The 26,614-nt window shown below is 59.3% G+C and carries 26 protein-coding genes; 7 read left to right on the forward strand and 19 right to left on the reverse strand.

What is annotated here, in order from left to right:
• Positions 1 to 126 precede the first annotated feature (126 nt).
• On the forward strand, positions 127 to 732 hold the full coding sequence (locus BDD14_RS20525) for a DinB family protein (RefSeq protein ID WP_130420752.1): 606 nt from the start codon (positions 127 to 129) through the stop codon (positions 730 to 732).
• A 58-nt stretch (positions 733 to 790) separates the two neighbouring features.
• Here the strand turns inward: BDD14_RS20525 and BDD14_RS20530 are convergent, their stop codons facing one another.
• Positions 791 to 1,924, reverse strand: coding sequence for a citrate synthase (locus BDD14_RS20530; RefSeq protein ID WP_130420754.1), 1,134 nt, complete (start codon positions 1,922 to 1,924; stop codon positions 791 to 793).
• Between the two features lie 108 nt (positions 1,925 to 2,032).
• Positions 2,033 to 3,100 carry an NAD(P)/FAD-dependent oxidoreductase gene (locus tag BDD14_RS20535; protein ID WP_130420756.1) on the reverse strand — a complete coding sequence of 356 codons (1,068 nt, stop codon included), beginning with the start codon at positions 3,098 to 3,100 and terminating at the stop codon, positions 2,033 to 2,035.
• A 132-nt stretch (positions 3,101 to 3,232) separates the two neighbouring features.
• Here BDD14_RS20535 and BDD14_RS20540 point away from each other — a divergent pair, with 132 nt between their 5' ends.
• The 3 genes from BDD14_RS20540 (at position 3,233) to BDD14_RS20550 (ending at position 6,452) form a co-directional block, all read left to right on the forward strand.
• Positions 3,233 to 4,057: a hypothetical protein gene (locus BDD14_RS20540; RefSeq protein WP_130420758.1), complete on the forward strand. Its 825-nt coding sequence runs from the start codon at positions 3,233 to 3,235 to the stop codon at positions 4,055 to 4,057.
• Positions 4,058 to 4,451: 394 nt separating this feature from the next.
• Entirely contained in the window at positions 4,452 to 5,642 is a 1,191-nt protein-coding gene (locus tag BDD14_RS20545) for an acetyl-CoA C-acetyltransferase (RefSeq protein ID WP_130420760.1), read from the forward strand.
• A 45-nt stretch (positions 5,643 to 5,687) separates the two neighbouring features.
• Positions 5,688 to 6,452 (forward strand): class I SAM-dependent methyltransferase, encoded by a 765-nt coding sequence (locus BDD14_RS20550; RefSeq protein ID WP_130420762.1) that lies wholly within the window; start codon positions 5,688 to 5,690, stop codon positions 6,450 to 6,452.
• A 6-nt stretch (positions 6,453 to 6,458) separates the two neighbouring features.
• On the opposite strand, the gene BDD14_RS20555 is transcribed toward BDD14_RS20550, so the two are convergent.
• The gene (locus tag BDD14_RS20555) at positions 6,459 to 7,904 is read right to left on the reverse strand and encodes an L-serine ammonia-lyase (RefSeq protein ID WP_130420764.1); all 1,446 of its coding nucleotides are present in this window, start codon (positions 7,902 to 7,904) and stop codon (positions 6,459 to 6,461) included.
• Between the two features lie 147 nt (positions 7,905 to 8,051).
• On the opposite strand from BDD14_RS20555, the gene BDD14_RS20560 reads away from it, so the two are divergent.
• The 3 genes from BDD14_RS20560 (at position 8,052) to rho (ending at position 12,033) form a co-directional block, all read left to right on the forward strand.
• Positions 8,052 to 9,647: a YifB family Mg chelatase-like AAA ATPase gene (locus BDD14_RS20560; protein ID WP_130420766.1), complete on the forward strand. Its 1,596-nt coding sequence runs from the start codon at positions 8,052 to 8,054 to the stop codon at positions 9,645 to 9,647.
• Positions 9,648 to 10,405: 758 nt separating this feature from the next.
• Positions 10,406 to 10,624, forward strand: a complete 219-nt coding sequence (locus tag BDD14_RS20565) for a DNA-directed RNA polymerase subunit omega (protein WP_130423427.1) — start codon at positions 10,406 to 10,408, stop codon at positions 10,622 to 10,624.
• 158 nt (positions 10,625 to 10,782) lie between these two features.
• Positions 10,783 to 12,033, forward strand: a complete 1,251-nt coding sequence (gene rho, locus BDD14_RS20570; RefSeq protein WP_130420768.1) for a transcription termination factor Rho — start codon at positions 10,783 to 10,785, stop codon at positions 12,031 to 12,033.
• Between the two features lie 203 nt (positions 12,034 to 12,236).
• Here rho and BDD14_RS20575 read toward each other — a convergent pair whose 3' ends face one another.
• From BDD14_RS20575 to BDD14_RS20645, 16 genes are all read right to left on the reverse strand, one after another.
• A complete protein-coding gene (locus tag BDD14_RS20575; RefSeq protein ID WP_130420770.1) occupies positions 12,237 to 12,986 on the reverse strand; it encodes an SDR family NAD(P)-dependent oxidoreductase in 750 nt (249 codons plus the stop codon).
• Positions 12,987 to 13,220: 234 nt separating this feature from the next.
• Positions 13,221 to 13,838, reverse strand: a complete 618-nt coding sequence (locus BDD14_RS20580) for a DJ-1/PfpI family protein (protein WP_130420772.1) — start codon at positions 13,836 to 13,838, stop codon at positions 13,221 to 13,223.
• 25 nt (positions 13,839 to 13,863) lie between these two features.
• Positions 13,864 to 14,526 carry a riboflavin synthase gene (locus BDD14_RS20585; RefSeq protein WP_130420774.1) on the reverse strand — a complete coding sequence of 221 codons (663 nt, stop codon included), beginning with the start codon at positions 14,524 to 14,526 and terminating at the stop codon, positions 13,864 to 13,866.
• A gap of 195 nt (positions 14,527 to 14,721) precedes the next feature.
• Positions 14,722 to 16,152: a hypothetical protein gene (locus BDD14_RS20590; protein WP_130420776.1), complete on the reverse strand. Its 1,431-nt coding sequence runs from the start codon at positions 16,150 to 16,152 to the stop codon at positions 14,722 to 14,724.
• Between the two features lie 150 nt (positions 16,153 to 16,302).
• Positions 16,303 to 16,602 (reverse strand): GNAT family N-acetyltransferase, encoded by a 300-nt coding sequence (locus BDD14_RS20595; protein WP_130420778.1) that lies wholly within the window; start codon positions 16,600 to 16,602, stop codon positions 16,303 to 16,305.
• Between the two features lie 47 nt (positions 16,603 to 16,649).
• Positions 16,650 to 17,798, reverse strand: a complete 1,149-nt coding sequence (gene ribD, locus BDD14_RS20600) for a bifunctional diaminohydroxyphosphoribosylaminopyrimidine deaminase/5-amino-6-(5-phosphoribosylamino)uracil reductase RibD (RefSeq protein WP_130420780.1) — start codon at positions 17,796 to 17,798, stop codon at positions 16,650 to 16,652.
• 45 nt (positions 17,799 to 17,843) lie between these two features.
• Positions 17,844 to 18,833, reverse strand: coding sequence for a signal recognition particle-docking protein FtsY (gene ftsY, locus BDD14_RS20605; RefSeq protein WP_130420782.1), 990 nt, complete (start codon positions 18,831 to 18,833; stop codon positions 17,844 to 17,846).
• A 60-nt stretch (positions 18,834 to 18,893) separates the two neighbouring features.
• Entirely contained in the window at positions 18,894 to 19,067 is a 174-nt protein-coding gene (locus tag BDD14_RS31975) for a hypothetical protein (protein ID WP_165420179.1), read from the reverse strand.
• Positions 19,068 to 19,122: 55 nt separating this feature from the next.
• The gene (locus tag BDD14_RS20610) at positions 19,123 to 19,389 is read right to left on the reverse strand and encodes a hypothetical protein (protein ID WP_165420180.1); all 267 of its coding nucleotides are present in this window, start codon (positions 19,387 to 19,389) and stop codon (positions 19,123 to 19,125) included.
• A gap of 40 nt (positions 19,390 to 19,429) precedes the next feature.
• Entirely contained in the window at positions 19,430 to 20,428 is a 999-nt protein-coding gene (locus BDD14_RS20615; RefSeq protein ID WP_130420786.1) for an NAD(P)H-dependent glycerol-3-phosphate dehydrogenase, read from the reverse strand.
• Positions 20,425 to 21,054, reverse strand: coding sequence for a glycerol-3-phosphate 1-O-acyltransferase PlsY (gene plsY, locus BDD14_RS20620; protein WP_130420788.1), 630 nt, complete (start codon positions 21,052 to 21,054; stop codon positions 20,425 to 20,427). Before plsY ends, BDD14_RS20615 begins: the two co-directional genes overlap by 4 nt.
• 75 nt (positions 21,055 to 21,129) lie before the next feature.
• Complete coding sequence (locus tag BDD14_RS20625; protein ID WP_130420790.1) at positions 21,130 to 22,389, reverse strand: competence/damage-inducible protein A; 1,260 nt, start codon at positions 22,387 to 22,389, stop codon at positions 21,130 to 21,132.
• Between the two features lie 104 nt (positions 22,390 to 22,493).
• Positions 22,494 to 23,156, reverse strand: a complete 663-nt coding sequence (alkB, locus tag BDD14_RS20630; RefSeq protein WP_130420792.1) for a DNA oxidative demethylase AlkB — start codon at positions 23,154 to 23,156, stop codon at positions 22,494 to 22,496.
• A complete protein-coding gene (locus tag BDD14_RS20635; RefSeq protein ID WP_130420794.1) occupies positions 23,146 to 23,853 on the reverse strand; it encodes a 2OG-Fe(II) oxygenase in 708 nt (235 codons plus the stop codon). The genes alkB and BDD14_RS20635 overlap by 11 nt, the downstream gene beginning before the upstream one ends.
• Positions 23,854 to 23,989: 136 nt before the next feature.
• Positions 23,990 to 25,309, reverse strand: coding sequence for a Gfo/Idh/MocA family protein (locus BDD14_RS20640; RefSeq protein WP_130420796.1), 1,320 nt, complete (start codon positions 25,307 to 25,309; stop codon positions 23,990 to 23,992).
• A 237-nt stretch (positions 25,310 to 25,546) separates the two neighbouring features.
• A complete protein-coding gene (locus tag BDD14_RS20645; RefSeq protein WP_130420798.1) occupies positions 25,547 to 26,587 on the reverse strand; it encodes an NHL repeat-containing protein in 1,041 nt (346 codons plus the stop codon).
• Positions 26,588 to 26,614 lie beyond the last annotated feature (27 nt).

A 26,614-nucleotide genomic window follows, 5' to 3' on the forward strand; every position in this document is an offset into this window, starting at 1 on the left:
TTACTCGCCATGGAATTAGGAGGCATTTTGGGACGAATGTCGTATAGGTATCCAGACGGTTCTGATAGGCTTAGCCCGGAATCTACGGCTTCAGACTGCGTGTCAGACGAAAGGAAGACAGACAAGATGTTTAAGCGAATGATGATGGTGTGGATGTTGGCGGCTTGTTGCGCCACAACGGTAATGGCGCAACAGACTGGTGCGGCGACTCCGAAGGTCGCGCCCGGAACGATGATCGAGCCGGCAAAGTCGTTCGATACGGCACTGAGCGCCTTAGAAGAGCAGTTCATGGGGTTGGCAAAGGCGATGCCTGCGGACAAATACAACTTTGCTCCTAGCGCGGCGATCTTCGCGTCCTCGCAGAAAACCGACTATCTGTCGCCGGACAACAAAGGGGTTCGCACCTTCGGACAGATGGTGGCGCACGTCGCTCAGGCGAACTATTTCTACGGCGGCTTACTGAGTGGCCTTAAGCCGGAGGCGGACGTGAAGGCGATTGGAGCGCTCAAAGAGAAAGATCAGATCGTTGCCGCCCTCGAAAAATCGTTTGCCTTCGTCCATCAGGCGATCGGTACCCTCACCGCCGCGAACGCCTTTGAGAGTGTCCGCGGACCCCAGACCCGGGCAAGCCTTACCGCGGGCGTTATCGCCCATGGGTTCGATCACTATGGGCAACTGGCGGAGTATCTGCGGATGAATGGAATCATCCCGCCGGCAAGCGAGAAGAAATAATCTCGCCAAAACGAAAGCGCGCCCCATTGTGGGCGCGCTTCTTTCAGTCTTAGATATCTTAGCGGCTGCCTATGGGAGTGTAGGCGGAGGGGTAAGCCGGACCTACATACTCAGCCCGCGGCCGGATCAGGCGGTTGTCGTCGTGCTGTTCAATCACGTGAGCGGCCCATCCTGCGACACGGCTGACGGCAAAGATCGGCGTAAAGAGATCGATATCGATACCGAGCAGGGTATACGTCGACGCGGAGTAGAAGTCGACATTGGCATTGAGCTTCTTCTCCTCCTTGACGAACTGTTCAATCTTGCGCGACATCTCGAACCACTTCATATTGCCGGCTGTCTTGCTTAGCTCCTCAGACATGCGGCGAAGGTGGGTGGCTCTTGGATCCTCCGTGTGGTATACCCGGTGACCGAAGCCGGAGATCTTTTTCTTTTCCGCGAACATCTGGCGGACGTACTCGGCGGGGTCGGCCCCTTCCTCATCGATGGCATAGAGCAGGCGCATGGTCGCTTCGTTCGCGCCACCGTGCAGCGGGCCCTTGAGTGCGCCGACGGCGCCGGTAATGGCCGAGTGGATATCGGCAAGCGTCGCCGCGATCACCCGCGCCGCAAAGGTGCTGGCGTTCAGTTCGTGATCGGCGTGCAGAATCAGCGCAATATCGAACGTCCGCGTCGCGGTATCCGAAGGCTTTTCTCCATTCAGCATCCAGAGAAAGTTGGCTGCGTGCGAAAGCGATGGGTCTGCTTCCACGATGTTCTTACCCTTGCGGATACGGTCGAACACGGCGACGATCATTGCGATCTGCGAGGTAAGCCGGTACGACTTGCGCACATTCGCGTCATGAGAGTTGTCGGCTTCGTCGACATCGTAGATGCTCAGCAGCGAGACGGCGGTGCGCAGCACCTGCATCGGGGTAGCGGTGGCTGGAACGCTGCGAAGCAGATCGATGATCTTGGGATCGAGCTTGCGGGCTTCGGCGAGCTTCTTTGAAAACTCCGTGAGCTCCCCGGCGTTCGGGAGTCTTCCGAACCACAGCAGGTAGGTCGTCTCTTCAAAGCTCGAATGCTGAGCGAGTTCATGGATGTCGATGCCGCGGTATGAGAGCACGCCGGCGTCGCCGTCGATCCAGCAGATGGATGAGTTGGTGGCTACGATGCCTTCCAGGCCCTTCGGTGCAGCGACAGTCGACATAATGGAACTTCTCCCCCACGAAACTTAAATTACATCTGGTTATAGCGCAGCGGAGAAACGATTGTCACGGAGTTCGGGCGAATATCGTAATGGCTGTGCGATCCCAATCTATCCCTTACGCAGAGGAGAAAAGACCTGGAGGTCCACTGCAGGCTTCTCCCTGGAAAGCATTTGAGCCATGACTCGCGCCGTGGCTGGAGCAAGAAGGATGCCGTTGCGATAGTGCCCCGACGCGATAAAGTGCCTGTTCGCAACCTGGCCCAGCAACGGAAGGCCATCGCTAGTTCCGGGGCGGAGTCCTGCCCAAGTCTCAACCTCTGTCGCGCTGGCAAGATCCGGCAAAAGCTCCTCGGCTTGTCTGCGAAGCCTCGCAATCTCACCTGGATAGACCGTTTTGTCGAACCCGGCGTCCTCAACGGTGGCACCGACGATGGCGCGTCCGGCATGGATGCCAGTTGTACGCGGAACTATATAGATGTCTGGAGTTCGAAGCACGAGATGCAGCGGCAGGGTACCTGGAAGTTGAAGAGCCATCATCTGCCCCTTCCTGGGAAGCGATCGCACATGACCGGGAGGCAGCTGGGTAAGTCCCCACGCCCCGGTGCAATCCACGACGAACGAGGGACGCAGAACCTCCGATGCGGTATGAACTTCGACATTCGAGGGGTCCGAACGGATAAGACGGACCGGTGTGTGGCTGCGAAGGTCGATCTTTGCAGCGCGAACAGCAGCGAGAACAGCCGGAGCCAGCTCCCGGGGGTTAAGGCTATGTTCCTCCAGCAGGACAAATCGGCGTCGAGCGCCATTGAGTTGTGGAAGCAGCAACGAGAGGGTCTCCGCACCTAGCAGCGTCAGGTCTCGTGCTCCCTCAACCGGATAGGTATGGACCTCCTGGATGGTCGTGCTCGTCTGGAGCGCAACGGCTATCCCGGAGAGATCAAAAAGACGATCGAGAAATTCTGGATACAGTTCACTGCTCAACCTGGAGAGGGGGCGCAGTTCCGGTGGATTGTCCGGATCGCTGACAGCCAGCATTCCGGCGGCGGCGGTAGATGCCTCGGCAAGAGGATCACCCTGCTCGAAAACAGTAACGTTGGCTCCGCGGCTGCGAAGCTCCAGCGCAAGAGAGAGGCCGATGATGCCTGCTCCGGCGATGCAGATGTCGGGAGAGAGCATAAGACCAGTCTATGACCTCCTAAGAGCGGAGAGGATATATAGTCTGTTTGTACCGTTGCGTCGCCCGTCTTCGGGCGTGCGGGCGCGAAGTAGAGAAGTGGTTCAACGAAAGCGGTTGTAAAGGAGAGTGCGATGGCGGAAACAGAGTACGTAGAGGAGCGGTCGGTCTCTGGAGCGCTGCTGGCAGTTGTAGCGATCTCATTGTTGGCGGCATTGGGCGGGTTGTTCTGGTGCTACTCCCTGCAGAAGGACTTGGGAGCTGCAGGGCGGAAGCTTGCTGTAGCCGATCAGAAAAATGCCGAGCTGAGTCAGAAGCTAGAGGCAACGAACGCGCGCCTGCGCGCAACCAGCGAAACGCTGGGCCAGAGTGTGGGCATGACGCAAAAGCAGATTGAATTGAGAGCGCAGAGTATTCTCGCTCAGCAGAAAATAGCTCAGGCAAAACTGGAGGAGGTCCAGGCTGCCACACAAAAGCAGATCGGCGCCGTTTCGAGTGAGGTCTCCAGTGTGAAGTCGGATGTAGGCGGGGTCAAGACCGATGTCGCGGCGACAAAAACAGACCTTGAAGCCACCAAGACGCAGCTTACTCGTGTGGTGGGAGATGCAGGCGTCATGAGCGGTCTCATCGCGAAGAATCACGATGAGCTTGAGATCCTCAAGCACAGAGGCGACCGGAACTACTACGAGTTCACCCTGCAGAAGGGACAGCAGCCGACGCTGCTTTCGACCATCAAGCTGCAGTTGAAGAAGGCCGACCAGAAACACTCTCGCTACACCCTTAACGTAAGCGCCGATGATCGCAACATCGAGAAGAAGGATAAGAGTCTCGACGAGCCGGTTCAGTTTTACACCGGCAAAGACCCGGTACTTTACGAACTGGTCGTCAACTCGATTGAGAAGAACAAGGTCTCTGGATACCTTTCAACGCCGAAGACCGCAAAGACAGCCACACCATAAACTACAGTGCAGACACGAAACGGGGGACGCTATCGGCGTCCCCCGTTTGCTTTGCCTGTTGTTGTTTTACTTCTTCTTTGCGGCCTTCTTGGTTGCCTTTTTGACCGGTGCTTTTTTGGCTGCTTTTTTCGTTGCCATTTGCCTATTCTCCCTAGTGATTAGACATGCACTCTGCAACACACTTCATTGCAGCTAACGAAGGTATAGATTTACGAAAATTAACTGTCAAGAAAAATCGATGCATTCTTAAACTTTTTTTCCGCGATTGCTTCCCGTCGCTCAAGCTTCACACAGCACATTCGCGAGCCAAAGGGGCATCGACAACCTCAAGATGCGATCATTCGACCTGGAGTCTTATACTGGCGCGTCGAACTTTTCTGTTCGAGGTGAGGATATGGATGACGTCGTAATTGTTGCCGCGGCGCGGACTCCGGTTGGAAAGTTTCAGGGAGCTTTCGCCGAGATCTCAGCAGTGGAGCTTGGCGCGATTGCGGTTCGCGAGGTCATGCGCAGAGCAGGAATTGAGCCGGCCAGTGTGGACGAGTGTGTCATGGGATGCGTTCTGCCTGCGGGATTGGGACAGAACCCGGCGCGGCAGGCTGCACTCCGTGGCGGCCTCAACGATACGGTCTCCGCGCTGACCATCAACATGGTCTGTGGCAGTGGATTGCGCGCGGTCGCACTCGGTGCACAGAACATCATGGCGGGAGACGCCGCGGTTGTCGTGGCAGGAGGCATGGAGTCGATGTCCAACGCGCCCTATCTGCTTCCAGCAGCGCGCCGGGGATTTCGGATGGGCGACAGTGCAGCGGTCGACTCCATGATTCGCGATGGCTTGTGGTGCGCTTGCGACGATCAACACATGGGGATGACCGGCGAGCTGGTCGCGGAAAAATATGGCATCACCCGGGAGCAGCAGGATGCCTTCGCTCTGGAATCACACCGGCGTGCCGCTGCGGCATGGCGTGAAGGACGCTTTGATGCAGAGGTTGTGCCCGTTACCCTGGCCCCGAAGAAGAAGGGCGCCGACCCGGTCGTGATTCGTCGAGATGAAAGCGTTCGCGAAGATGCTTCGCTGGATGTACTGGCCGCATTGAAGCCGGCTTTCAAGAAGGATGGGACGGTTACGGCTGGCAATGCGCCTGGCGTGAATGATGCCGGTGCGGCGCTGGTGATCATGTCCTCCACCAAGGCGGCTGCACTTGGTTTGAAACCAATGGCGACGATCCGGGCGCAGGCAGTGAGCGGAGTGGAGCCGAGATGGGTGATGATGGCTCCCGTGATCGGCGTGCGGCGGGTGCTCGAGAAAGCCGGCTGGGACCGTCGCGATGTCGATCTCTACGAACTGAACGAGGCCTTCAGCGTGCAGGCTCTCGCAGTGACCCATGAGCTCGGTCTTCCTCTCGACAAGGTAAACGTCAACGGCGGAGCCGTCGCACTCGGTCATCCGATTGGAGCAAGCGGTGCGCGCGTGCTGGTCACGCTGCTTCATGAACTGATTCGGCGCGATGGAAAAAAAGGAGTTGCGGCGTTGTGTCTGGGGGGAGGCAACTCTGTGGCGATGGCAGTGGAAAGAATCTCGTAAGGACCGGCAGTTGTTCGTATCGATTCAAGAGCAGAGAATGCAAAAATGAAGAGTGTTCGCCGATTCGATGGCAAAGTTGTTGAATATGCGCGCTATCGCGAAAGGTATTCCCCCGAGATTGTTCTGCCGATCCTCCGCGAATTCTGCGGCCTTACCTCTGACTGGCTGATTGCCGACATCGGAGCCGGCACAGGCATGCTCAGTGACATCTTTCTGGCAAACGGCAACCGCACTTGCGCCGTCGAACCTAACTCCGAGATGAGACAGATGTGTCGTGCGCTGCACGAAGACGATCGATTGCTCCAGATCGTTGACGGTACAGCGGAAGACACGAACCTCGAATCCGGTTCCGTTGACATGGTCTCTGCTGGTCGCGCGATGCATTGGTTCGATCGGCAAAAGGCGCTCGCAGAGTTTCGACGCATCCTGAAACCAGATGGGTGGATTGCCGTCGTTGCCTTTGGCCGAACCGAGAAGGGGCGCGAAGAAAACCAGGTATTCGAGCAGCTTCTGCGCGAGTTCTCTCCAGACCAAGCGGACACTCATGCCGGCTATCAGGTGTACAGGAATTTGAAATCCGATCTGCCGCGCGATTTTCATCACGAGGAGATTCTGGGAACAATGTCGCTGAGTTGGGAGGATCTGCGCGGAATGACTCTGTCGCTCTCGCACAGCCCCTCGAAGGACCACCCGAGTTTTCCCCTCTTCGAAAAGGCTCTGCGCGATTACTTTGAACGATTTGCCGCCGATGGCGAAGTTCTGCTCGAGACGCGCTACTGGATCAACGTAGGTCGCTTCAACCGTTTTTAGTCTCGCTCAGCATTCGATGATGTTCAGCGCCAGGCCCGCCAGTGAAGTCTCCTTATAGCGCGACTGCATGTCCATGCCGGTCTGGTACATCGTCGCGATCACCTGATCGAGCGAAAGTTTGTGGCCGCCGGTCTCGTGGATTGACATACGGGCGGCGTTGATCGCTTTGACCGCTCCCATGCCATTGCGTTCGATGCAGGGGATCTGGACGAGACCTCCAATGGGATCGCAGGTCATACCGAGGTTGTGCTCCATCGCTATCTCGGCGGCATGTTCGATCTGTTCGTTCGTCCCGCTCAGCGCGGCAACCAGACCTCCAGCAGCCATGGAACAGGCGACGCCAACTTCTCCCTGGCATCCGACTTCAGCTCCCGAGATGCTGGCATTTTCCTTGTAGAGGATGCCGATGGCAGCGGCAGTCAGAAAGTAGCGAAGAATTCCGTCTTCATTGGCTCCGTCGATGAAACGCGTGTAATAGTGTGCGATAGCCGGAATCACTCCTGCCGCTCCATTGGTTGGCGCGGTGACCACTCTTCCTCCAGCAGCGTTCTCCTCGTTGACGGCCATCGCATAGACCGTTACCCAATCCATCGGCGCCAGAGGATCGCTTGAACTTCCGGTCTCCAACCGGCATGCGAGCCGGGGAGCGCGTCGCCGAACGTTGAGCCCTCCGGGAAGAATGCCTTCCGTCGCAAGGCCGCGTTCGGTGCTGTCCTGCATCGTCTTCCAGATCGCGAGAATGCCCGCTTTGACCTGATCTTCCGCGCTTGCATGCAATACCTCTTCGGAAAGGGGGGGCCGGCGGATCGCTGCATCCGAGATCAGGGATGTCTCATTGGCAAGCAGAAGATCCGCGATCGTGAGGTGGTGCGCCGCGGCAGTCGAGAGCAACTCGGCGCCGCTCGAGAAGGGATAGGGGACCGGACGAGTCGACGCTCCTTTTGTGCTCTGCTGCGTCTCGAACTCGTCTGCGGAGAGGATGAAGCCTCCGCCGATGGAGTAGAAGACCTCTTCCGCCAGGATCGAACCGTCCGTGAGGAATGCGGAGAAGCGCATGCCGTTCGGGTGTGTCGGTCTGCGCGGATCGGGATACATCTGATTGCGGCAGAAGTGCAGGTGCTCGGTCTCGGTGAAGGGAATTGGTTCACGATCGAGAAGATAGAGCGTTCCGGTCGACCGGATTGCAGCCAGCTCCGCATCGATGACCGCTGGGTCCACGGTGTCGGGAGCTTCGCCGGCGAGGCCGAGAAGAATCGCGCGGTCTGTTCCATGACCCAGTCCCGTGAGCGCGAGTGAACCGTAGAGGTCGACCGTGATCCGGGAGATCTCCGAGAGCCTTCCCGTCTTGTCGAGTGATTGCGCGAAGCGCAGAGCCGCTCGCATGGGACCGACGGTGTGCGAACTCGAGGGGCCGATACCAATCTTGAAGAGCTCGAAGAGGCTTGTATTCACGGGACTATTGTAGGCGCAACAAAAGGGCACTTGTTGCGCGGTACTTCTCGCTGTGCAGCTTCTGACGCTTCGGTGGGAGAGGAAGCGTCCGCATCGCGGTGCTATACTCGGCCCACACCTAACTGCCTCAAGGACATATCAGGCTCGATGACGCTTTTTAAGGCTCGCAGTGCTGCCGTTTATGGAATCGACGCTCACCTGATTGATGTCGAGGTGGACTTCTCGCAGATCAAGCTCGACAAGGAGCAGTTCAGCACTGTGGGACTTCCCGACGCCGCAGTGCGTGAGAGTCGGGACCGCGTGCGTTCAGCGATCAAGAACTCCGGCTTCGAGATTCCTCCGACCAAGATTACGATCAACCTCGCTCCCGCCGACCTGAAGAAAGAGGGATCCGGGTTCGATCTTCCGATCGCGATCGGAATCCTGGGAGCTTACGGCGCGCTGGCGATCAAGGATCTGGATGACTTTCTGCTTGTCGGCGAGCTTGGACTCGATGGCTCGCTGCGTGCGGTTCCCGGGACGCTGCCGATCGCGGTTGCGGCGCTTGCGAACGGCATCAGAAATGTCATTGTTCCGGCGAGCAATGCGCGGGAGGCCGCGGTCGTCGAGGGCGTGAACGTCTACCCGGTGAAGAGTCTGATCGAGGTTCGTGAGCTGTTGAACTCGGCGGCAACAGGAACAATCACTGCTACTCCGCTTGCGGTAAAGGCGGACGATCTGTTGAACGAGACACAGCACTTCCCGTTCGACTTCAAGGATGTTCGCGGGCAGCACGTGGCCAAACGTGCGCTCGAAGTTGCAGCGGCTGGTGGACACAACATTCTCATGATCGGGCCGCCAGGGTCGGGAAAGACGATGCTGGCCAAGCGGCTTCCTTCGATCCTCACTCCGCTGAAGTTCGAGGAGGCGCTGGAGACGACGAAGATTCACTCCGTCGCAGGCGTGCTCGACGGAGAGCAGGGACTGGTGGCGCAGAGACCGTTCCGCTCGCCGCACCACACCATCTCCGACGCCGGATTGATCGGCGGCGGAATGGTTCCGCGACCGGGCGAAGTATCGCTTGCGCACAACGGGCTGTTGTTCCTCGACGAACTGCCGGAGTTTCCGCGCAATGTTCTCGAAGTTCTCAGGCAGCCGCTGGAGGATGGAACAGTGACGATCTCGCGGGCGGCGATGAGCCTGAGCTTTCCGGCGCGGTTCATGCTGGCGGCGGCGATGAATCCCTGTCCCTGCGGTTATTTCAATGACAAGCGGCGTGAGTGCATGTGTACACCGCCGATGATCCAGCGATATGTCTCGAAGGTGAGCGGACCTCTTCTGGATCGAATCGATATCCATATAGAGGTTCCTGCGGTCGAGTACAAGGAGCTGCGGGGTGGAGCGGCTGCGGAGGGCTCGGCGGAGATTCGGGAGCGGGTTCTGGCTGCGCGGAGGCGACAGCACGAGCGGTTCGGCGAGGCGGCGGAGCGAACGAAAGGCTCAAGCAAGGGAGCTGGCCGGAAGGTCTTTGCCAACGCGCAGATGAATACGCAGCAGATTCGCGCCTTCTGTGTTCTCGAATCCGATGCCGAGCGGCTTCTGGAGCGCGCGATGCAGCAGCAGGGGCTTAGTGCGCGGGCTCATGACCGGATCCTCAAGGTTGCGCGGACGATTGCGGATCTGGATTCAGCGGAGAGCGTCGGCACGAGGCATATCGCTGAGGCGATCCAGTATCGGACCCTGGATCGAAGTTATTGGGCCTGACCTCCCCCTTGTTTCCACAACTTATTGATTCAAATTGGTTTACTTTGGTACCGCTTTCGTAAAATATTGATAGTAAGTGCTTTAGGTGGGGAAATATTGATTCCACGCAGGTTGCGGGTAAACTTCTTCTGCTTTACCTTCTTCCTTTTTCTATCTCTTTATTGTAGGGAATCGAAGCTATCTAATCGGCAAAATGGCTGCAGGGTTATTCGTTTTGTTATCAATTATTTGTGGACGATATTCCTTTTGAGGGCTTGACAGGGATTTTGGGGGGAGAGGAATTTCGAGACGACCGGTACTCCGTTTAATGGAATTTTTCGGAGGTCATTTCCCAAAATAAGTATTGACCGCAGGCTTAGAAGGATTTATTTTTCTAATGGTCGGGGCTGTTCCCGCCAGATACGCACGGCGGTCCGGCTGATTGGGCACCAGGCATACCTTGTGTTCCCCCTCTGCTTCCTTCTGTTGCATGCCCAGGCGCTTTTGAGCCGCTGACGATACCAGGAGAAACAGGGTTTTTAACGACGTTTCGCTCTGAGGGGCGAAGCGTAAGATTGCCTCGTCTGCTTGTTGTTTTTTTGGGTGGATCGGGTTTTGTTTGAGAGATTTACATAGAAATTGGAATCCCTTTGCCGGGGTTTGGCGTCTAAAGAATTGTGGCAGTCGTTAACGGACCTGCTTCAACTAAAAATTTTATTGCGGGGAGTGAGCGCAAGATGCTTTTTGCCGCAAGAGGAATTGAAATAAAGGAGAAGATGATGCGCTCGGATCTTGTTTTTGGAGCCCTCACTCACGTGAAGAACCGCTATGAGCTTTGTCAGCTGGCGTCGAAGGCGACCCGTAAGCTGCACAAACCGAACACCCGTTTGCAGGACACGACAAACGAGGTTCTGGACCGCTTCAAGGATTCTGTTCCTACAGGCGACGCCGAAGCCCCAGTACAGAAGATAGACCTGCAGGAGCGCCGCGCGGCATAACGCGCGGCCTTCGGCCCACTTTAACCATTCCAACCCCTTTCCGCACCACCCAATCCATCCCATAAAACTTCAGATTTCTTCCAGGCCCTCCGCAGGATCCTCTTTCAGGCACATCCCGCCCAAGTTCCCGACATTTCCATTCATCGCAAGGTAAAACCATGACAATTTCAGAGTTGAAAGAACACAACATCGCCGAGCTGGGTAAGCTGGCCCGCGGTCTCGATATCGCCGGCACGAGCGGACTCCGCAAGCAGGATCTGATCTTCAAGATTCTGCAGGCACAGAGTGAGAAGGAGGGCCACATCTTTGCCGAAGGTGTCCTCGAGATTCTTCCGGACGGCTACGGCTTCCTTCGTTCTCCCGATTACAACTATCTGCCCGGTCCTGATGACATTTATGTATCGCCTTCCCAGATTCGCAAGTTCGATCTGAAGACAGGCGACACGATCAGCGGAAACGTACGTCCGCCGCACGAGGGCGAGAAATACTTCGCGCTGGTGAAGATCGAGGCGATCAACTTCGAGTCTCCTGAAGAGACCCGCAACAAGATTTTGTTCGACAACCTCACCCCGCTTTACGCCGAAGAGCGCGTAAAGATGGAGACGGTGCGAGACAACATCTCTGGCCGGGTGATGGACCTGCTGACCCCTGTCGGTAAGGGCCAGCGCGGCCTGATCGTAGCTCCTCCGCGTACCGGCAAGACGATGCTGCTGCAGTCCATCGCGAACTCGATTACCTCCAACCATCCCGAGGTGGTGCTGATCGTTCTGCTGATCGACGAGCGCCCGGAAGAGGTTACGGACATGCAGCGGTCGGTGAAGGGCGAAGTGATCTCTTCGACCTTCGACGAGCCGGCGGCGCGCCACGTACAGGTGGCCGAGATGGTGATCGAGAAGGCCAAGCGGCTGGTGGAGCATAAGCGCGATGTGGTGATCCTGCTGGATTCGATCACGCGACTGGCGCGCGCCTACAACACGATCGTTCCTCCGAGCGGCAAGGTACTCTCAGGCGGTGTGGACTCCAATGCGCTCCAGCGTCCGAAGCGGTTCTTCGGCGCGGCCAGGAACATCGAAGAGGGCGGGTCTTTGACGATTATTGCGACGGCCCTGGTGGATACCGGTTCGAGGATGGACGAAGTGATCTTCGAAGAGTTCAAGGGCACGGGCAACATGGAAGTGATCCTGGACCGCAAGCTGGTCGACAAGCGCGTCTTCCCGGCGATCGACATTCAACGCTCGGGCACACGTAAGGAAGAGTTGCTGATTCCGAAGGAAGACCTGCAGAGGATCTGGATCCTGCGAAAGGTTCTGAACCCGCTTTCTCCGGTGGAGGCGATGGAGCTTCTGACCGATAAGCTGGCCAAGACCAGGAACAACCAGGAGTTCCTGCACAATATGAGCTCGATCTAAAAGAGCTCGCAAGTTGTCACCGGGTCCGGGTGGTGCTGGTCCGGTGATGGAAAGGGCAGTCCTTTTGGGACTGCCCTTGTTGTTTGTGCGAACAAATATTGGCTGCCGGAGACCGCCGGAGGCGAAGAGGATCCCGCAGGTGAGCGGGCCGAATCGGCTGAGGCGAGGAAGACGGCGATCGGCGTGGAGTGAAGCTGTCGTGTTTAGCGAAGGCCGCCCGACGCAACCAGGGTCTCACCGGTGAGCCAGCCTGAGTCGCTGGAGGCGAGAAAGACCGCGAGCGGAGTGATGTCGCCAACCTGGCCGATGCGGCCGAGCGGAGTCTGGGCCTCGAAGTTTTTCTGGAAGTCAGTGCCAATGAAGCCAGCGGTATGCACGCCTTCGGTCTCAACCATGCCGGGATTGATGGAGTTGACGCGCACCTTCTTTGGGCCGAGCTCCTTGGAGAGGACGGCGGTAATGGAATCTACGGCGCCTTTGGTGGCGGTGTAGACGGAACTGGTGGGGACGTTGATCTCGGTGGCGGCCGAGCCGATGTTGATGATGCTTCCGCCGTCTTCGCCGAAGAGTTTCACGGCCTCGCGGCTGGCGAGCAAGGTTCCAAGAACGTTGGTGTTGAAGAGGCGGCTGAAGAGTTCGGTGCTGACCTCCTCAATGGGGGCGAACTGATAGACACCTGCGTTGTTGACGAGTACGTCGAGCTTGCCGAAGGACTTTTTGGTCTCGGCGAAGATGCGGTTCACGTCAGCTTCCTTGGCGACGTCGCCCTGAACGGCTACGGCCTTGCCGCCAGCCTTGGTGATCTCGGCGACAACCTTGTCCGCGCCTTCCTTGCTGGAGGCATAGTTGACGACGACGGATGCTCCTTCCTTAGCCAAACCTTTGGCGATATCAGCTCCAATGCCCTTGGAGGCTCCTGTAACGATTGCTACTTTGCCTGTAAGCTTGCTCATCTCTCTGACCCTCTTCTCTCTCGGTGTCCTTCTGATTACGATGATTCGATAATCATCTAATTGATGGCGAATCGTGGGGAAAAGATTCTTTAGGAGTGTGGGAAAGATCGGGGTTGTGCCTCTCTAACGCTAAGTGAGGAGAGAGGTGGATTTATCGAGGAATCATGGGGGATCGCCTGGCGGGGTTTGTGGTCGGGGGCCGGCCGAGACTGGCCCCTGACAAGGTGCTGGCGATTATTTGGTGAGAGAGGCTTCGAGAACCTGAAGGTACTGGGCGAGCCAGGCCGGATGCGCGGGCCAGGCGGGGCCGGTGACGAGGTTGCCGTCGGTGATGGCCTCGGTGACTTCGAGGGGAACGAAGGTTCCGCCTGCCAACTCGACTTCGGGGGCGCAGGCCGGGTAGGCGTTGAGGCGCTTGCCGGCGATGACGCGAGCGGCGGCAAGGAGCTGGGGGCCATGGCAGAGCGCGGCGATGGGTTTCCCGGAGCTGTCGAAGTAGCGAATGATCTCGAGCACGCGCTGGTTGAGGCGGAGATACTCCGGGGCGCGGCCTCCGGGGACGACGAGACCATCGTAGTCTTCGGGCTTGATGTCGTCGAAGGCGGCGTTGAGGACGAAGTTGTGTCCGGGCTTTTCGGAGTAGGTCTGATCGCCTTCGAAGTCGTGAATGGCGGTGCGGACGCGATCGCCGGATCTCTTGCCGGGGCAGACGGCGTGTACGGTGTGGCCGACCATCTGGAGTGCCTGGAAGGGCACCATGACTTCGTAGTCCTCGACGAAGTCGCCGACGAGCATGAGGAGCTTTGCTGGTTGGAAGGGAGGGCGATGCAAGGGTTCGGTGACGGGGCTCATGCTGATTCCTTGGGGAGGTTTGGGGCTAGTAGCCGTTGGCGATGAGGTACTGTTCGGTGAGGACGAAGCCGGACTTTTCGCCCTGACGCTCGGCATATTTTCCGAGGACGTCAACCTCGATGTTGAGGGCGTCTCCGGGCGAGAGCGAGCGAAGACTGGTGGCGGCGTAGGTGTGAGGGATGATGGCGATCTCGACCTGATTGCCATGAATGGCGGCGACGGTGAGAGAGATTCCCTCTACGGTGATGGATCCCTTTTCGACGACGTAGCGGATGAGGTCGTCGGGGATGGTGAAGCGGAGACGATAGTCGGTGATCTCGGTGTCGGGGGTGATCGGCTCGAGCGCGAGAAGGGTTGCCGTGGAATCGATATGGCCCTGGACGACGTGGCCGCCGAGGGGAGAGCCGGCGGGAGTGGGGAGCTCGAGGTTGACGACGGCATCGGGCTTGAGGCGCGAGAGGGTGGTTCGCGCGATGGTCTCGGCGGCGAGATCGGCGGAGAAGCGCGGAGGGAAGGCGTTGGGCTCGATGTCGAGCGCGGTGAGGCAGACTCCGCCGACGGCGACTGAGTCACCTGTCGAGAGTCGGTTGACGAGGGCTACGGGTGCGCCGATGGTGATGCGGGTGACGCCGGCGCTGGGGGTTACGCAGAGGACGGTTCCCGTGGTTTCGATGAGGCCGGTGAACATATCTACAGGGTAACGCGAAGCGCGGAGAAGAGGCGACTGGGGAAGACTTTCGGTAGTGGGTCAGTTTGGAGAAGGACTGAAGTTTCCGAAAAGCGACTTTTCGGGGGCGAAGCGAAAAAGGCGATGGATACCGCAGGTTTGGTCAGCTCTGTGGGGCGCCGAAGTGGGCTCGGCGCTCCACAGCTCGCGGAGAGCCTATGATTCAAAACCCCGTATGTAGGGGGTATTCGGCGGCCGCTGCCCCGTTTCAAAGAGCGGTCCGTGTGTCGAGTGATATTTCATGTTCATGAACGGCGTCTCGATGCGGCGTCCGACGGCAGAGTAACGGCCGTTCTCCCAGTTTGATTCCATGTAGTGGTTCACAATCCCGGTTGACAGAAGCAGCCGCTCCGCATTGAACGGTTCCTTTCCGGTCAGCATCATCTCGGTGATCCAGTGCTCGTGGGCGTTCGCAGCGTGGTATTGCGAGATGGGGCCGGGCCAGCCAAGCATCGAGACGATCGTCGGGTCTTTCTGCCCTGCGATTTCGCCGGCATAGGTCCACCCCACACCCTCGCCCGAAATGACCGCCGCTTTGGTCCCATCGTTGTACTCCACGATACAAACGTTCGGTCGCCGGCCCTCCTGGAAGTGTCCCGGCTTCAGGTCAAAATTTTTCCGCACTGCTTCGAGCAGGTTACCGGCCCAGGGATTACCTTCGACCCACTTCCATGTTTCAGGCCCGCGAATGGACTGCACCGACTTGACGCCTGTCTCACCGCCCTTGCGGCGATCTACAAATGCCTGAAGCACGTCGACACAATGGGAAATCGCTCCCTCATCTGGGGAGCTTCCAACCACGATCGAGTTCTTGATCGGCGTATCGGTAGCGAGTTCTATCTCGGGCTTGCGGAAGTAAGTCGGTATGGAGGAACCCCCGGTCAGGGGAAAGTTCAGTTCACGGGATTTGTCAAACATCCACTTGGCGTCGTCCCAATTGTAGGAGAGGTGCTTGTCGTTAAACACGGGCACCGAGCGTTTGCTCTGCTCGAAAACCCGGATGACCTGCTGATAAATCCACCAGCGCGGCAAGAGCCAGTGCCCCTTGAGATCGGTTGGATAATTCCCATGTTCTGCGACTATGACAACACCATCCACCGCAAGTTCCTTGCCGCCAAGCGTGACGGCTTCACCTACTGTTTTATAGATCGGAATGTTTTTCGCTTTGCATACTTTCTGACCCAGTAAGCTCGTGTCGAACTGATGGATGTAAACGGACACCACGTCCACCCGCGAAGGAGTGTGGGCGCCCTTCCACCAATAACCGTCCAATAGCTTGTTGACGATCCAGTCCGCATGTGAAGTCGGGAGACCCCAAAAGCTGACGAGACAGGCGATACGAGGCCGTTTTTGCGCAGTCTGCGCAACAGCATCGGGTACGATACCGGTCAAAGCCGTCAAAGCCGTCAAAGCCGTCAAAGCCGTCAAAGCCGTCAAAGCCGTCAAAGCCGTCAAGCCGGCCAAACCGGCCAAACCGGTTATTCCCAGCATTTCACGCCGGGTGAAGAGAGAGTTCGACTCCATAGTTTCGGTGATTGGGAATGAATCTGCTGCCCTGGCTGCAATTTCTAGTTGTTTCTTTTTCATAATGGTTATTTGATCCTGTTGGTTACAGGTTTATTTTCTTACAACAAATGCAGCAACTTGCTCCTTCTACCTCTGGTCGGTGTTGTCATCGTACTTTCGCAGCCGGAGGGGCGATGGGGCCAACGAATCGAAGGGTCGTGCGAGCGGACGCTATTTGGGCGGTTCAGCGGAGGGCGTGAAGTCTGGAGTCTGCCTGAGCTCGGGATGGCGGGCAAGGTAGTCGGCGGCGAGTGGGCAGAGGACATCGAGACGCAGGCGATTGTCGCGGCCATACTGCAAGGCAGTTTGGACCAGCGTGCCGGCGATGCCTCGTCCGCGAAGCTCGGGGGGAACCTCAGTGTGAAGAAGGGTGAGCCAGCCGTGGTCGTCGGTCTCGAACTCGAGATAGGCGATTTTGCCGTCTTCCTCGAACTCGAATCTGCTTCTGGTAACCCGGGTGCGATCGGCCATGGCGTCTCCTCGCCTTTCTCCCTGTAACGATAGCAGCGGAGCGCAGATTATTCCGTCGGCCAGGGATCGCGGAGGTAGCCGGTGACGCTGGTGTCCGCACCGAAAGCGGTGCGAGTGATGCGGTGAAGGGAGGGTTCGAGTTCGGAGGGAGAAATGATGCCGGTCGCAAAGGGGACGGCCTGATCGCCCAGCGTGATGCTGGAGGAGAAGAGGACGACTTTATCGACGAGTTTCTGCTGGAGGAAGGCTCCGTTGATGTGGGAGCCGCCTTCGAGCAGAACGCTGAGGATGTTTCGTTCTGCGAGAGCAGACAGGACGGCGGGAAGCGAGAGAAGGCCGGCGTGATGCGGTACGGTCTCTACCTGGGCGCCGGCCCGGACGAGTTCGGAAATTCGGGAGTCGGGCGCGGAGACGCCGGTGAGAAGGAGCAGATCGTGATCGGCGGTGCGCACAAGCTGTGAGGAGCGCGAGATGCGGAGATGGGTATCGAGCACGATGCGAAGCAAAGGACGCCGACGGGAGAGACCGCTGCGGTCGGTGAGCTGCGGGTCGTCTGCGAGGACGGTGCCGATGCCGGTGAGAACGGCGTCTGATTGGTGGCGAAGAACCTGGACCTGATTCCTTGCGGCAAAGCCGGTGAGCCAATAGGGCTGGTTGGGGATGCGGTGCGAGGCCTGCGGCGCGAGCTTGCCGTCCGCGGAGAGCCCCGCCTTCAGGGTAACGAAGGGAGTGCGGGCACGGATGAAGTGCGCGAAGCCTTCGTTGAGCTCGCGGGCCTCCTGTTGCAGGACTCCGACGGTGACCTCGATGCCTGCGGCGCGCAGTTTTTCGAGACCCCGGCCGCTGACAAGCGGATTGGGATCGGTGGTGGCAACGACGGCGCGCGCGATGCCTGCGGCGACGAGAGCGTCGGCGCAGGGTCCGGTACGGCCGTGATGGCTGCAGGGTTCGAGCGTGACGTAGGCAGTGGCTCCCTTTACGGAGTGGCCGCGGGCTGCGGCCTGCTTGAGGGCCACGATCTCGGCGTGGTCGTAGCGGTCATAGAGATGCGCGCCTTCGCCCAGAACGACGTCGTCTTGAACGATGACGCAGCCAACCTGGGGGTTGGGGCTGGTGAGGGAGGTTGTCTCGGAGGCAAGCTCGAGAGCGCGGCGCATGTGCTCCCGGTCCCGTTGTAGCTGTTCGGTGGATGCCATCGTCTAGAGGATAAATGCGGGCTCGTGATGGCTGGGCCAAGAGGGCTAGCCGACGAGGGAGTCGATGAAGGCGGTGCTGTCGAAGGGAATCAGGTCGTCGATCTTTTCGCCGATTCCGGCGTAGAGGACCGGCAGCTTCAGCTCGGTGGCGATGGCGAGGACGATGCCTCCCTTGGCCGTGCCGTCGAGCTTGGTGAGGACGATTCCGCTGACGCGGGCGGCTTCGGTGAAGAGGCGCGCCTGCTGCAGGCCGTTCTGGCCCGTGGTCGCGTCCATAACGAGGAAGGTTTGGTGGGGAGCGCCGGGGACCAGCTTCTCGGCGGTGCGGCGCATCTTGTCGAGCTCCTTCATCAGGTCGGTCTTGGTGTGGAGGCGGCCAGCAGTGTCGGCGATGAGGACGTCTGTGCCTCGCGCCTTGGCGGCAGTCAGAGCGTCGTAGAGGGCTGCCGAGGGATCTCCACCTTGCTTGGTCTTGATGACAGGCACATCGGAGCGCTGGGCCCAGACCTCGAGCTGCTCGATGGCGGCTGCGCGGAAGGTGTCGGCCGCACAGAGAAGAACGCTGCGGCCCTGCGTGCGATAGAGATTGGCGAGCTTGCCGGTAGTGGTCGTCTTTCCGGTTCCGTTGACTCCGACCATGAGGATGACTTCAGGAGGAGCGGCGGGATGCTGCATGGGGCGAGAGACGCCGTCGAGGATCTGCTTGAGCTCGACCTTGAGGATCTGCCTGAGCTGGGCTCCGCTCTCGATGCCGGTGCGGAGGGCGCGCTGACGGAGGTTCTCCATGATGATGGCCGTTGTGGCAGAGCCGATGTCGGCGGCCAGCAGGCGTGGCTCGAGCTCGTCGAGCGAGGCCTGATCCACCTCGCGGGTGAGAGCCACAACAGAGCTAATGGAGTCCGAGAGAGATTCGCGCGTGCGGGTGACCGCCTGCTTCATGCGGTCGAAGAGGCTGAGCTTCGGCTGCTCGGGCGCCGCGGGCTCCGGAGATTCAGGTTCGGTCGGACGTTTGCCGAAGAGCGAAGAGAAGACCATGTGCATCCAGTTTATCGCTTCACGGGGGAGGTGGGCTGAAGCCGTGGCGTGGACCGGAGATTAGTATCCGGCTCGCGCAGTCAGAAGCAGATAGAGGACCAGAATCAGGACGAGGATGAGAGCCCCGAGGACGACGTGAAGCGGCCTGAAACCGAGCACACGCCGTTGCCGGGGCGGGGCAGGGGGCGGAATGTGCCCCTCGGAATGGTGGTGGCCGTGATCAGGTTCAGGCATAGCGGCGCAGTGAAACCACTGGAGGCCCGATAGTACCGGAGGTACATCGCGGCGTCTAGCCTGCTGCTGGAAGTTGCATCGAGAGGCTCGACGTGGGGCGGTCCTGGTCCTGCGGGATCATCTTGTGACCCTTACCCCGGATCAATACCACCGCTGCGATCAAAATGACGATAAGAACGATGGCCGCAATAATCACGACGGGAAGAAAGCGAGAATCGCCTTTTCGTTCCTCCGGGGTCGGATCGTTGCGGGTAGGTTCAATCTTCTCCTCTTCGGTAGAGGTCGACGGGGACTTGCGGAGTGGATCCATCGGATCGGCCATGCAAGGTTAGATGCGGAGAGCGGCGGAAGAGTAAGTTGGGTTATTGCAGCTCGTTGCGCCCGGGACGGGACATCAGATCGCGGATGGCATCGCTGGGTTTTTTGTTCTGGTGCAGGATTGCGTCTACCTGCTCGGTAATGGGCATCTCGACCTCGTAGCGGGCGGCGAGACCGAGGGCTGCGGTGGTGGAGCGAACACCTTCGGCGACCTTGCCGCCCATGCCGGAGAGAATGTCATCGAGAGCTCGTCCACGGCCGAGCTCGATGCCGACGGAGCGATTGCGGGAGAGCTCGCCGGTGCAGGTAAGAATCAGGTCGCCGACACCGGCGAGTCCGGCGACGGTCTGGGGTCGCCCGCCGCAGGCGACAGCGAGCCGGGTGATCTCTGCAATTCCACGGGTGATGAGAGCGGCGGCGGAGTTATGACCGAGATTGAGCCCCTTGACGACCCCTGCAGCTAGTGCAATGACGTTCTTGAGCGCACCGCCGAGCTCGACGCCGGTGACGTCGTCGTTGGTGTAGACGCGCATCGAGGGTGAGGCGAAGTCGCGCTGGATGGCCTGGGCAAGACGAAGATTGTTCGCGGTTGCCACGATCGCTGTGGGGCTGCCGGCGGCGACCTCCTGAGCGAAGGTGGGGCCGGAGAGGACGGCGCACGGATTCGACGTGACGGACCCGATGACCTGCGACATGCGCAGGAAGGAGCTTTCCTCGATGCCTTTGGAAGCGGAGAGGACGACCTGGCTGGGAGTCAGCAGCGGTGCGATATGCGAGACGATGCCACGCATATGCTGGGAGGGCACGACGCAGACGATGATGTCGGCTTCGAAGACGGCATCAGGAAGATCGTTGGTGACATGGACGTCGACCGGGAGAATATATCCGGGAAGGTAGGTGAGATTCTCACCGCCATCACGGAGCTGCTCGGCGAGTTTGGGCGAGTGGGCCCAGAGACAGAGACGATGGCCTCCGCGGCGGGCAAGCGAGATGGCTAATGCAGTACCCCAGGCCCCGGCCCCAAGAACGGTAATCCGACTCAAGCAGCCACCTTTCGCGAACCGAAACGATGCTCTTTCCCCGAGAGAAGGCGGCGAATGTTCTGGGAGTGCTTAAGGATCACGATGAGAGGGATGAGGATATAGCCGGCGACAAGAATGGGGGTGTGAGCCGGTGCATGCGGAAGGGCGAAGACGGGAAACAGGGCTGCCGCGATGACGGATGCCAGCGATACGTAGCGGGTGAGGAAGACGATGATGAGGAAGACTCCCAGGAGATAAAAGACAGTGGTGAGGGGCACAAGAGCGAAGAAGACTCCGAGCGCGGTGGCCACGCCCTTTCCTCCGCGGAAGCGAAGCCAGACGGGAAAGCAGTGGCCAAGTACCGCCGCGAGACCGGCGGCGACGGCGATGTCGTAGGCCTGAGGAAAGCCATGCCCTTCGGCGATATGCTGCGCGAGGAGAACGGCGAAGAAACCCTTGAGTGCATCAAGCAGGAGCGTGAGAACACCGAGTCCCTTTGCCCCGGAGCGTGCAACGTTGGTAGCGCCGATGTTGCCGCTGCCTGTTGTCCGTATATCTTCGTGGCGGAAGATACGGACCAGAAGATAGCCGAAGGGAATGGAACCGAGCAGGTAAGCGAGCGGAATGGAGATAAGCCAGGGAGTCATGGTGGTACGGTGTGAGTTTATCAAGTTGTCGCGATGTACGCGTAGTTACAGGGCTTACGCGTTGTAAAAAGCTGGTCATCGATGAAGATTAAGCCGCAGAAATTCGAGAGCGTGCTGGGAGGACCACCAACGGATATAGTCACGGTCTCCCGTTAGATTCAATTCTTTGATATGCGTATCGCGGCCGTTTGCCAGGCCGATATAGACGCGCCCGACGGGTTTTTCGGCATCGGGGCCAGGAGGGCCTCCGCCGGGGCCGGCAAGGCCGGTGATGGAGATTCCCAGCGAGCTCCCTGTGCGTGCTCGTATTCCCTCGGCGAGAGCCCGAGCGACCTCGGGACTGACGGCCCCATGCATCTCGACCATCTCGCGCGGTACGTCGGCAAAGACCATCTTGAGCTCAGGGGTGTAGACAACTGCGCCTCCAACAAAGGCTCGCGAGCTGTTGGGAACCGCGGTCAGACGCTGTGCAAGCAGGCCACCGGTACAGCTTTCGGCTACGGACAGGGTGAGATGGCGCATCTCGAGCATCAGCAGCACGACCTCTTCGAGGCTCTCGCCCTGCGAAGAGAAGATGGCATCCTCCATCTCGGCTTCGATGCGTCCGGCAAGCTCGTCGACGCGGGCCTGTGCCTCGAGCAAGGTCGCCTTGGCCGAGGTGAAGTGCAGCTGAATCTCTCCATGCCCGGCGAGAATCGTGGTCTGGACGTCGGCGTACTCGTTGTAAATCGGCGAGGTGCGCGCATCGACGTGGGACTCGGGAATGAGCGCCATGCGGAGAATGCGGCGGGCAAGACTCCGCGATGGAAGGGTGGCCTCGAGCAGGGGCTTTACAACCTCTTCGAACAGAGGTTTGATCTCGCGAGGGGGGCCCGGCAAAAGGATGACGAGCTTGCGGTAGTCCCCGACAATCGTATCGATCATCTGGCCCGGCGCGCTGCCATTGGAATTTGTCAGGATCACAGCGCCTTCAAGGACATCCGCCTGCTTGGCATTGTTGGGCGGCATTACCATCTGGCGTGCGGCGAAGCGCTTGTAGAGAGAGGCCAGAATCGTAGGATCGCGACGGAGCGAGATGCCGAGGGTAGAGGCAACCGCTTCGCGCGTGAGATCGTCTTCGGTAGGGCCGAGGCCGCCGGAGAAGATGACGATATCGGCACGGGAGAGCGCGGTGCGAGCCGCACCGGTAAGGTGCTCGAGGTTGTCGCCCACGATGGTCTTGAAGGCTACTTCAACGCCGAGATCGTTGAGTTGTGCGGTGAGGAAGAGTGAGTTGGTGTCCTGCCGGTGCGGTGTAAGCATCTCGGAGCCCGCTGCGATAATTTCGGCGATCATGGTTGAATTTCGTGTCCTCTCATGTCCGCGAGCCTGTCGGCGGACACAAGGCTGAAAGAGGCCTCGCTCTCCATGATAGAGAGTTTTAGATCGCGAAGGGTTGGTCAGCCGGATACGGCGACGCGGCGAAAGGTCAGATTGATACGAAAGGCTCCCGTGAGGGGATGATGCCCGGCCGCGATGGGGGCGACCCCGTGAAAGATGAGGCGAGCTGGGCCGCCCCACACCAGGACGTCGCCATGCTCGATGCGGATGCGCCTTGGCGTCTCCGTACGACGTAGAGTTCCTAGCAGGAAGGTGGCGGGAAGACCGAGCGATACGGAGACGATGGGATGGGTGTAGTCCTGTTCGTTCTTGTCCTGATGCAGCGAGAGCCGCGCGCCAACGGAGTAGCGATTGATAAGGCAACTGTTGGGAAGAAAGTCGGCAAACCCACCCTCGGCGGCGGCGCTCCGGGCCAGGGAGAGCAGAGGTGCCGCCATAATCGGCCAGGGGGAACCGGTCTCCGGATCGTCGGTTGTATAGCGATAGCCGGTTCTGTCCGTCGTCCAGCCAAAGGTTCCGGTATTGGTCATCGCCACGGACATGGTGTGGCCGCCGGGAACGACCATCTGGCGAAAAGGGGAATGAGCTTCCACGTTTCGGATCGCCTCATAAAGTGTCGCGGCCTGCTCGCGGCAGAAGGCGCGAAGAAGCGCGACACCTTCGGCAGGGTGCTCCTTGGTGGGGTCTATGGGCTCGGACCAGAGTTTGTCGCTACTGTGCATCGTGAAAGATCACTCCAAGAGTAAAGCGGTGGCCGGAGCGGACGACGCTGACGCCGTGGCGCATGGCAACTCGATAGATGCCGCGGCTGCCGTGCTGGGGGCGATGGTTCACCGCGAAGAGAACGGCCTCGCCCTGACGCAACGGCACGACAGCGACACAGGATTGCATGCGCGGACGCTGCTCCGTGAGGACGAATTCTCCGCCGCTGAAGTCCTGGCCGGGCTTACTGAGAAGGAACGCGACCTGAATGGGGAAGACCAGTTCGCCGTAGAGGTCCTGGTGAAGGCAGTTGTAGTCGTCCTGCTGGTATTTGAGCAGCAGAGGGGTCGGTCGTGTCTGTCCGGCTTGGTGGCAGAGCTGTTGAAATTCGGGGTGTTCTGAGGGGTAGACCATCGGATTGCCGAGAGCGCGGTTCCATTCATTGGCGACGGAGGAGAGAGGTCGATAGAAAGCATCGCGGAGCGTTTGAACGAGCGAGGGGAGGGGATAGCTGTAGTACTGGTATTCTCCTCGTCCGAAGCCGTGACGGGCCATGACAATGCGGCTGCGAAACTGCGAGTGGTCTTCATACCCGGCGGCGAGCTGGTGGCAGTCGTCAGGAGTGAGCAGCGGCCCGGTGGTGACGTAGCCTCTGTCGCCGAGTTCTTTTGCGAGACAGGTCCAGTCGAGAGAGGCGATTTTTTCCGTGAGATTCATCGCTCCAGATTCACTTGAATCGTGAGATGCCACACTCCGCTTTGTATCGCCGAAGTGAGGCAAAAAGGAAGTGAGGCAAAAAAGAAGACGGCAGCCTGCTGAACGCAGACTGCCGCAGGAGGGATCTCAAATCACCTTAGACTTTTGGAGCCCAGCCCTTTTCATACTCGCGGTCCCAGTGCTTCATCGCTTCGCCGTCGTTGAGGATACGACCGTTCGCCGTGTTGAGAGACAGGCCGCGATTCAGTGTCCAGGCGACGTTGGAGAGTTGCAGCATGGTCACGGCAACGTTTCCGACCTCGACGGGAGCATTGAGCTTCTGCCCCTTCTGGATGCCGGCGATGAAGTTGGCGAAGTGAAGATCGGTCATCGAGTCGGCGCCTACGAGATCGGCAGACTGCGAAGATTTCTCGGCCTTGACCTCGCCAGTCTTGGTGCCCTTCAGGTCGTAGATTTCGTAACCGCCACGATCGACGACGACGGTTCCGGTGGTTCCCATGATGGCGGAGCCACGGTCACGGTCATAGAACTTCATGCCCTGGCAGCATTTGCCCTCCCAGGAGATGATCTTGTCGTCGTACTCGAAGCTGGTCACCAGCGTGTCGTAAAACTGCCAGTCGTCCTTGAACTGATATCGTCCGCCGGAGGCAGCGACGTGCTTGGGGAAGTCGACACCGAGCGCCCAGCGGCAGACGTCGATCTCGTGAGTGCCGTTGTTGAGAGTCTCGCCGGTTCCCCAGTGCTTGAACCAGTGCCAGTTGTAGGGGTGGTAGTTATCTTTGTAGGGTTTGCGCGGCGCCGGACCCTGCCAGAGATCCCAGTCGAGCGTGGCGGGCACGGCCGCAGGCTTACCGACGCCGATGGACTTGCGTGTATTGCTGTACCAGGCTTTGGCGTAATAAGGACGGCCGATCAGGCCCTGGCTGATCTTCGCGACGACTTCGATGGTGTGGGGAGAAGAACGCTGCTGCGTTCCCATCTGCACCAGCTTCTTGTACTTGTCGCGGGCGGCGATGAGCATCTCGCCCTCGCCGGGGTTGTGGCTGCAGGGCTTTTCGACGTAGACATGCTTGCCGGCCTCGAGACCGGCGATGGCCATCGGAGCGTGCCAGTGGTCAGGGGTCGCGATGGTGATGGCATCGACGTCCTTCGATGCGAGAACCTTGCGGAAATCCTTCCCGGATGCCGGTTTGTAGCCGAGCGATGCCTCGGCCTTGCCGCAAAACTTATCGAGGATGGTGGTGTCGACATCACAGATATGGGTGATGCGTGCGTTCTTCTCGTTGGCTTTCAGCGAGGAAAGGTGAGCGTAGGCACGGCTGTTTAGTCCGATGACCGCGAAGTTGACGCGGTCGTTGGCCCCCACAATCTGGGCATAACTTTTTGCGTTGCTGCTGACAGCCGCTCCCGCAGCCGTAACGGCGAGTGTATCGAGAAATTCGCGTCGGGTGATCACTTTCCTCTCCTCCTTGGGACTTAGTTCGATCTTTGAAGCAATAGGGCAAACTGGTACCCGCAGATTCAAAGGCGATGCGGAACAAATGTACACGAGCCGATAGAAGATGGGCCAGAGGAAAGCGAAAGGTAGGGAAGTCAGACCATCTTCCTACTTTCTGGGCCGATCAGCCGATTCCGCTACTCTCGTGGTTGCAATAACATGGCCGCTCGTACCCTTCCCTCCGAGGACGTGAGTTCAGTCGATGAGGGAGCGGCCTTCTACGTCAAGAGCCACGTGGTACAGGGCATCGCGGGTGGCCAGCACGGCGCACCCATCTTCCACGAAGGTCAGCCCAACGAGGTTATTGCCTGAGATGGCAAAGGACGCCTCCCGGGCCGGCGTGATGCGGACGATTCCGCGCTGCCCTCGAAGGCTGGCGGCGACATAGAGGTTGTCGTCGACGTCGAAGGCCATTCCCTGCGCCCTGCCGAGTCCCTGGAAGAAGGTGGAGAGGTTGCCGTCGCGATCGATGGCATGGATCGACTGGTTCGAAGACGTGGTGGGGCCTGTAACCAGCAGCGTGCCGGCGGCGTTGAAAGCCAGGTGGTAGGCGGCGACCGAAGGCTCGAGCGTGGCGAAGACGAAGATCTCTCGAGCGGGATTGATCTTGAAGATGGTTCCGGAGCGGTCGCCCACGTATAGGTTGCCATCACGGTCGAAGGCGATCCCGGTGGCAACTCCCATGCCTTCGGCATACGTCGAGATCGCACCCTCGGGTGAGACGCGGTAGACGGTGCCCTCCGCACGGGAGCTTGCGTAGAGGTAGCCGTCACGGCCAAACGCGAGGCCTGTGGGGTTCATCAGGTCGCGCACGAAGGGAACCATCTGGAAGTCCCGCTGGATGCGGAAGATGGAAACGGGTGTCGCCTGGCCTCGAGAGCCGGAGAGCGTAGTGAAGACCTGCCCGGTGGAATCGACCACAGGATTGGCTACCGGATGAAGGTTTTCGGCCATGGGCACGGCGATCCGCACCGTCAGCGGATTGGACACTTCACCATTGCGATGCAGCACCAGGTCTCCCGAGATGCTGCCTTCCGGCACAAGCACGGTGGCGCGGTCAGGGCGACTCAGCAGAACAGGAGCAAAAGTATCCCCGATACTGGCATGCGGAAGGCGGCTACCCGCTGGATCGAGGTGAATGCCCTGCAGCTCGATCTCGCCTCCGGGCATGGCTGCAGAAGGCAAAAGTCGGTTCAGATGGGGTGCATCGGGCGAGGTGGGGCGAAGGAGGCTCATCCGCTCTAAGGGTAGAACGACAGCGGA

This window comes from Edaphobacter modestus (genome assembly GCF_004217555.1).
GTDB classification, from domain to species: domain Bacteria; phylum Acidobacteriota; class Terriglobia; order Terriglobales; family Acidobacteriaceae; genus Edaphobacter; species Edaphobacter modestus.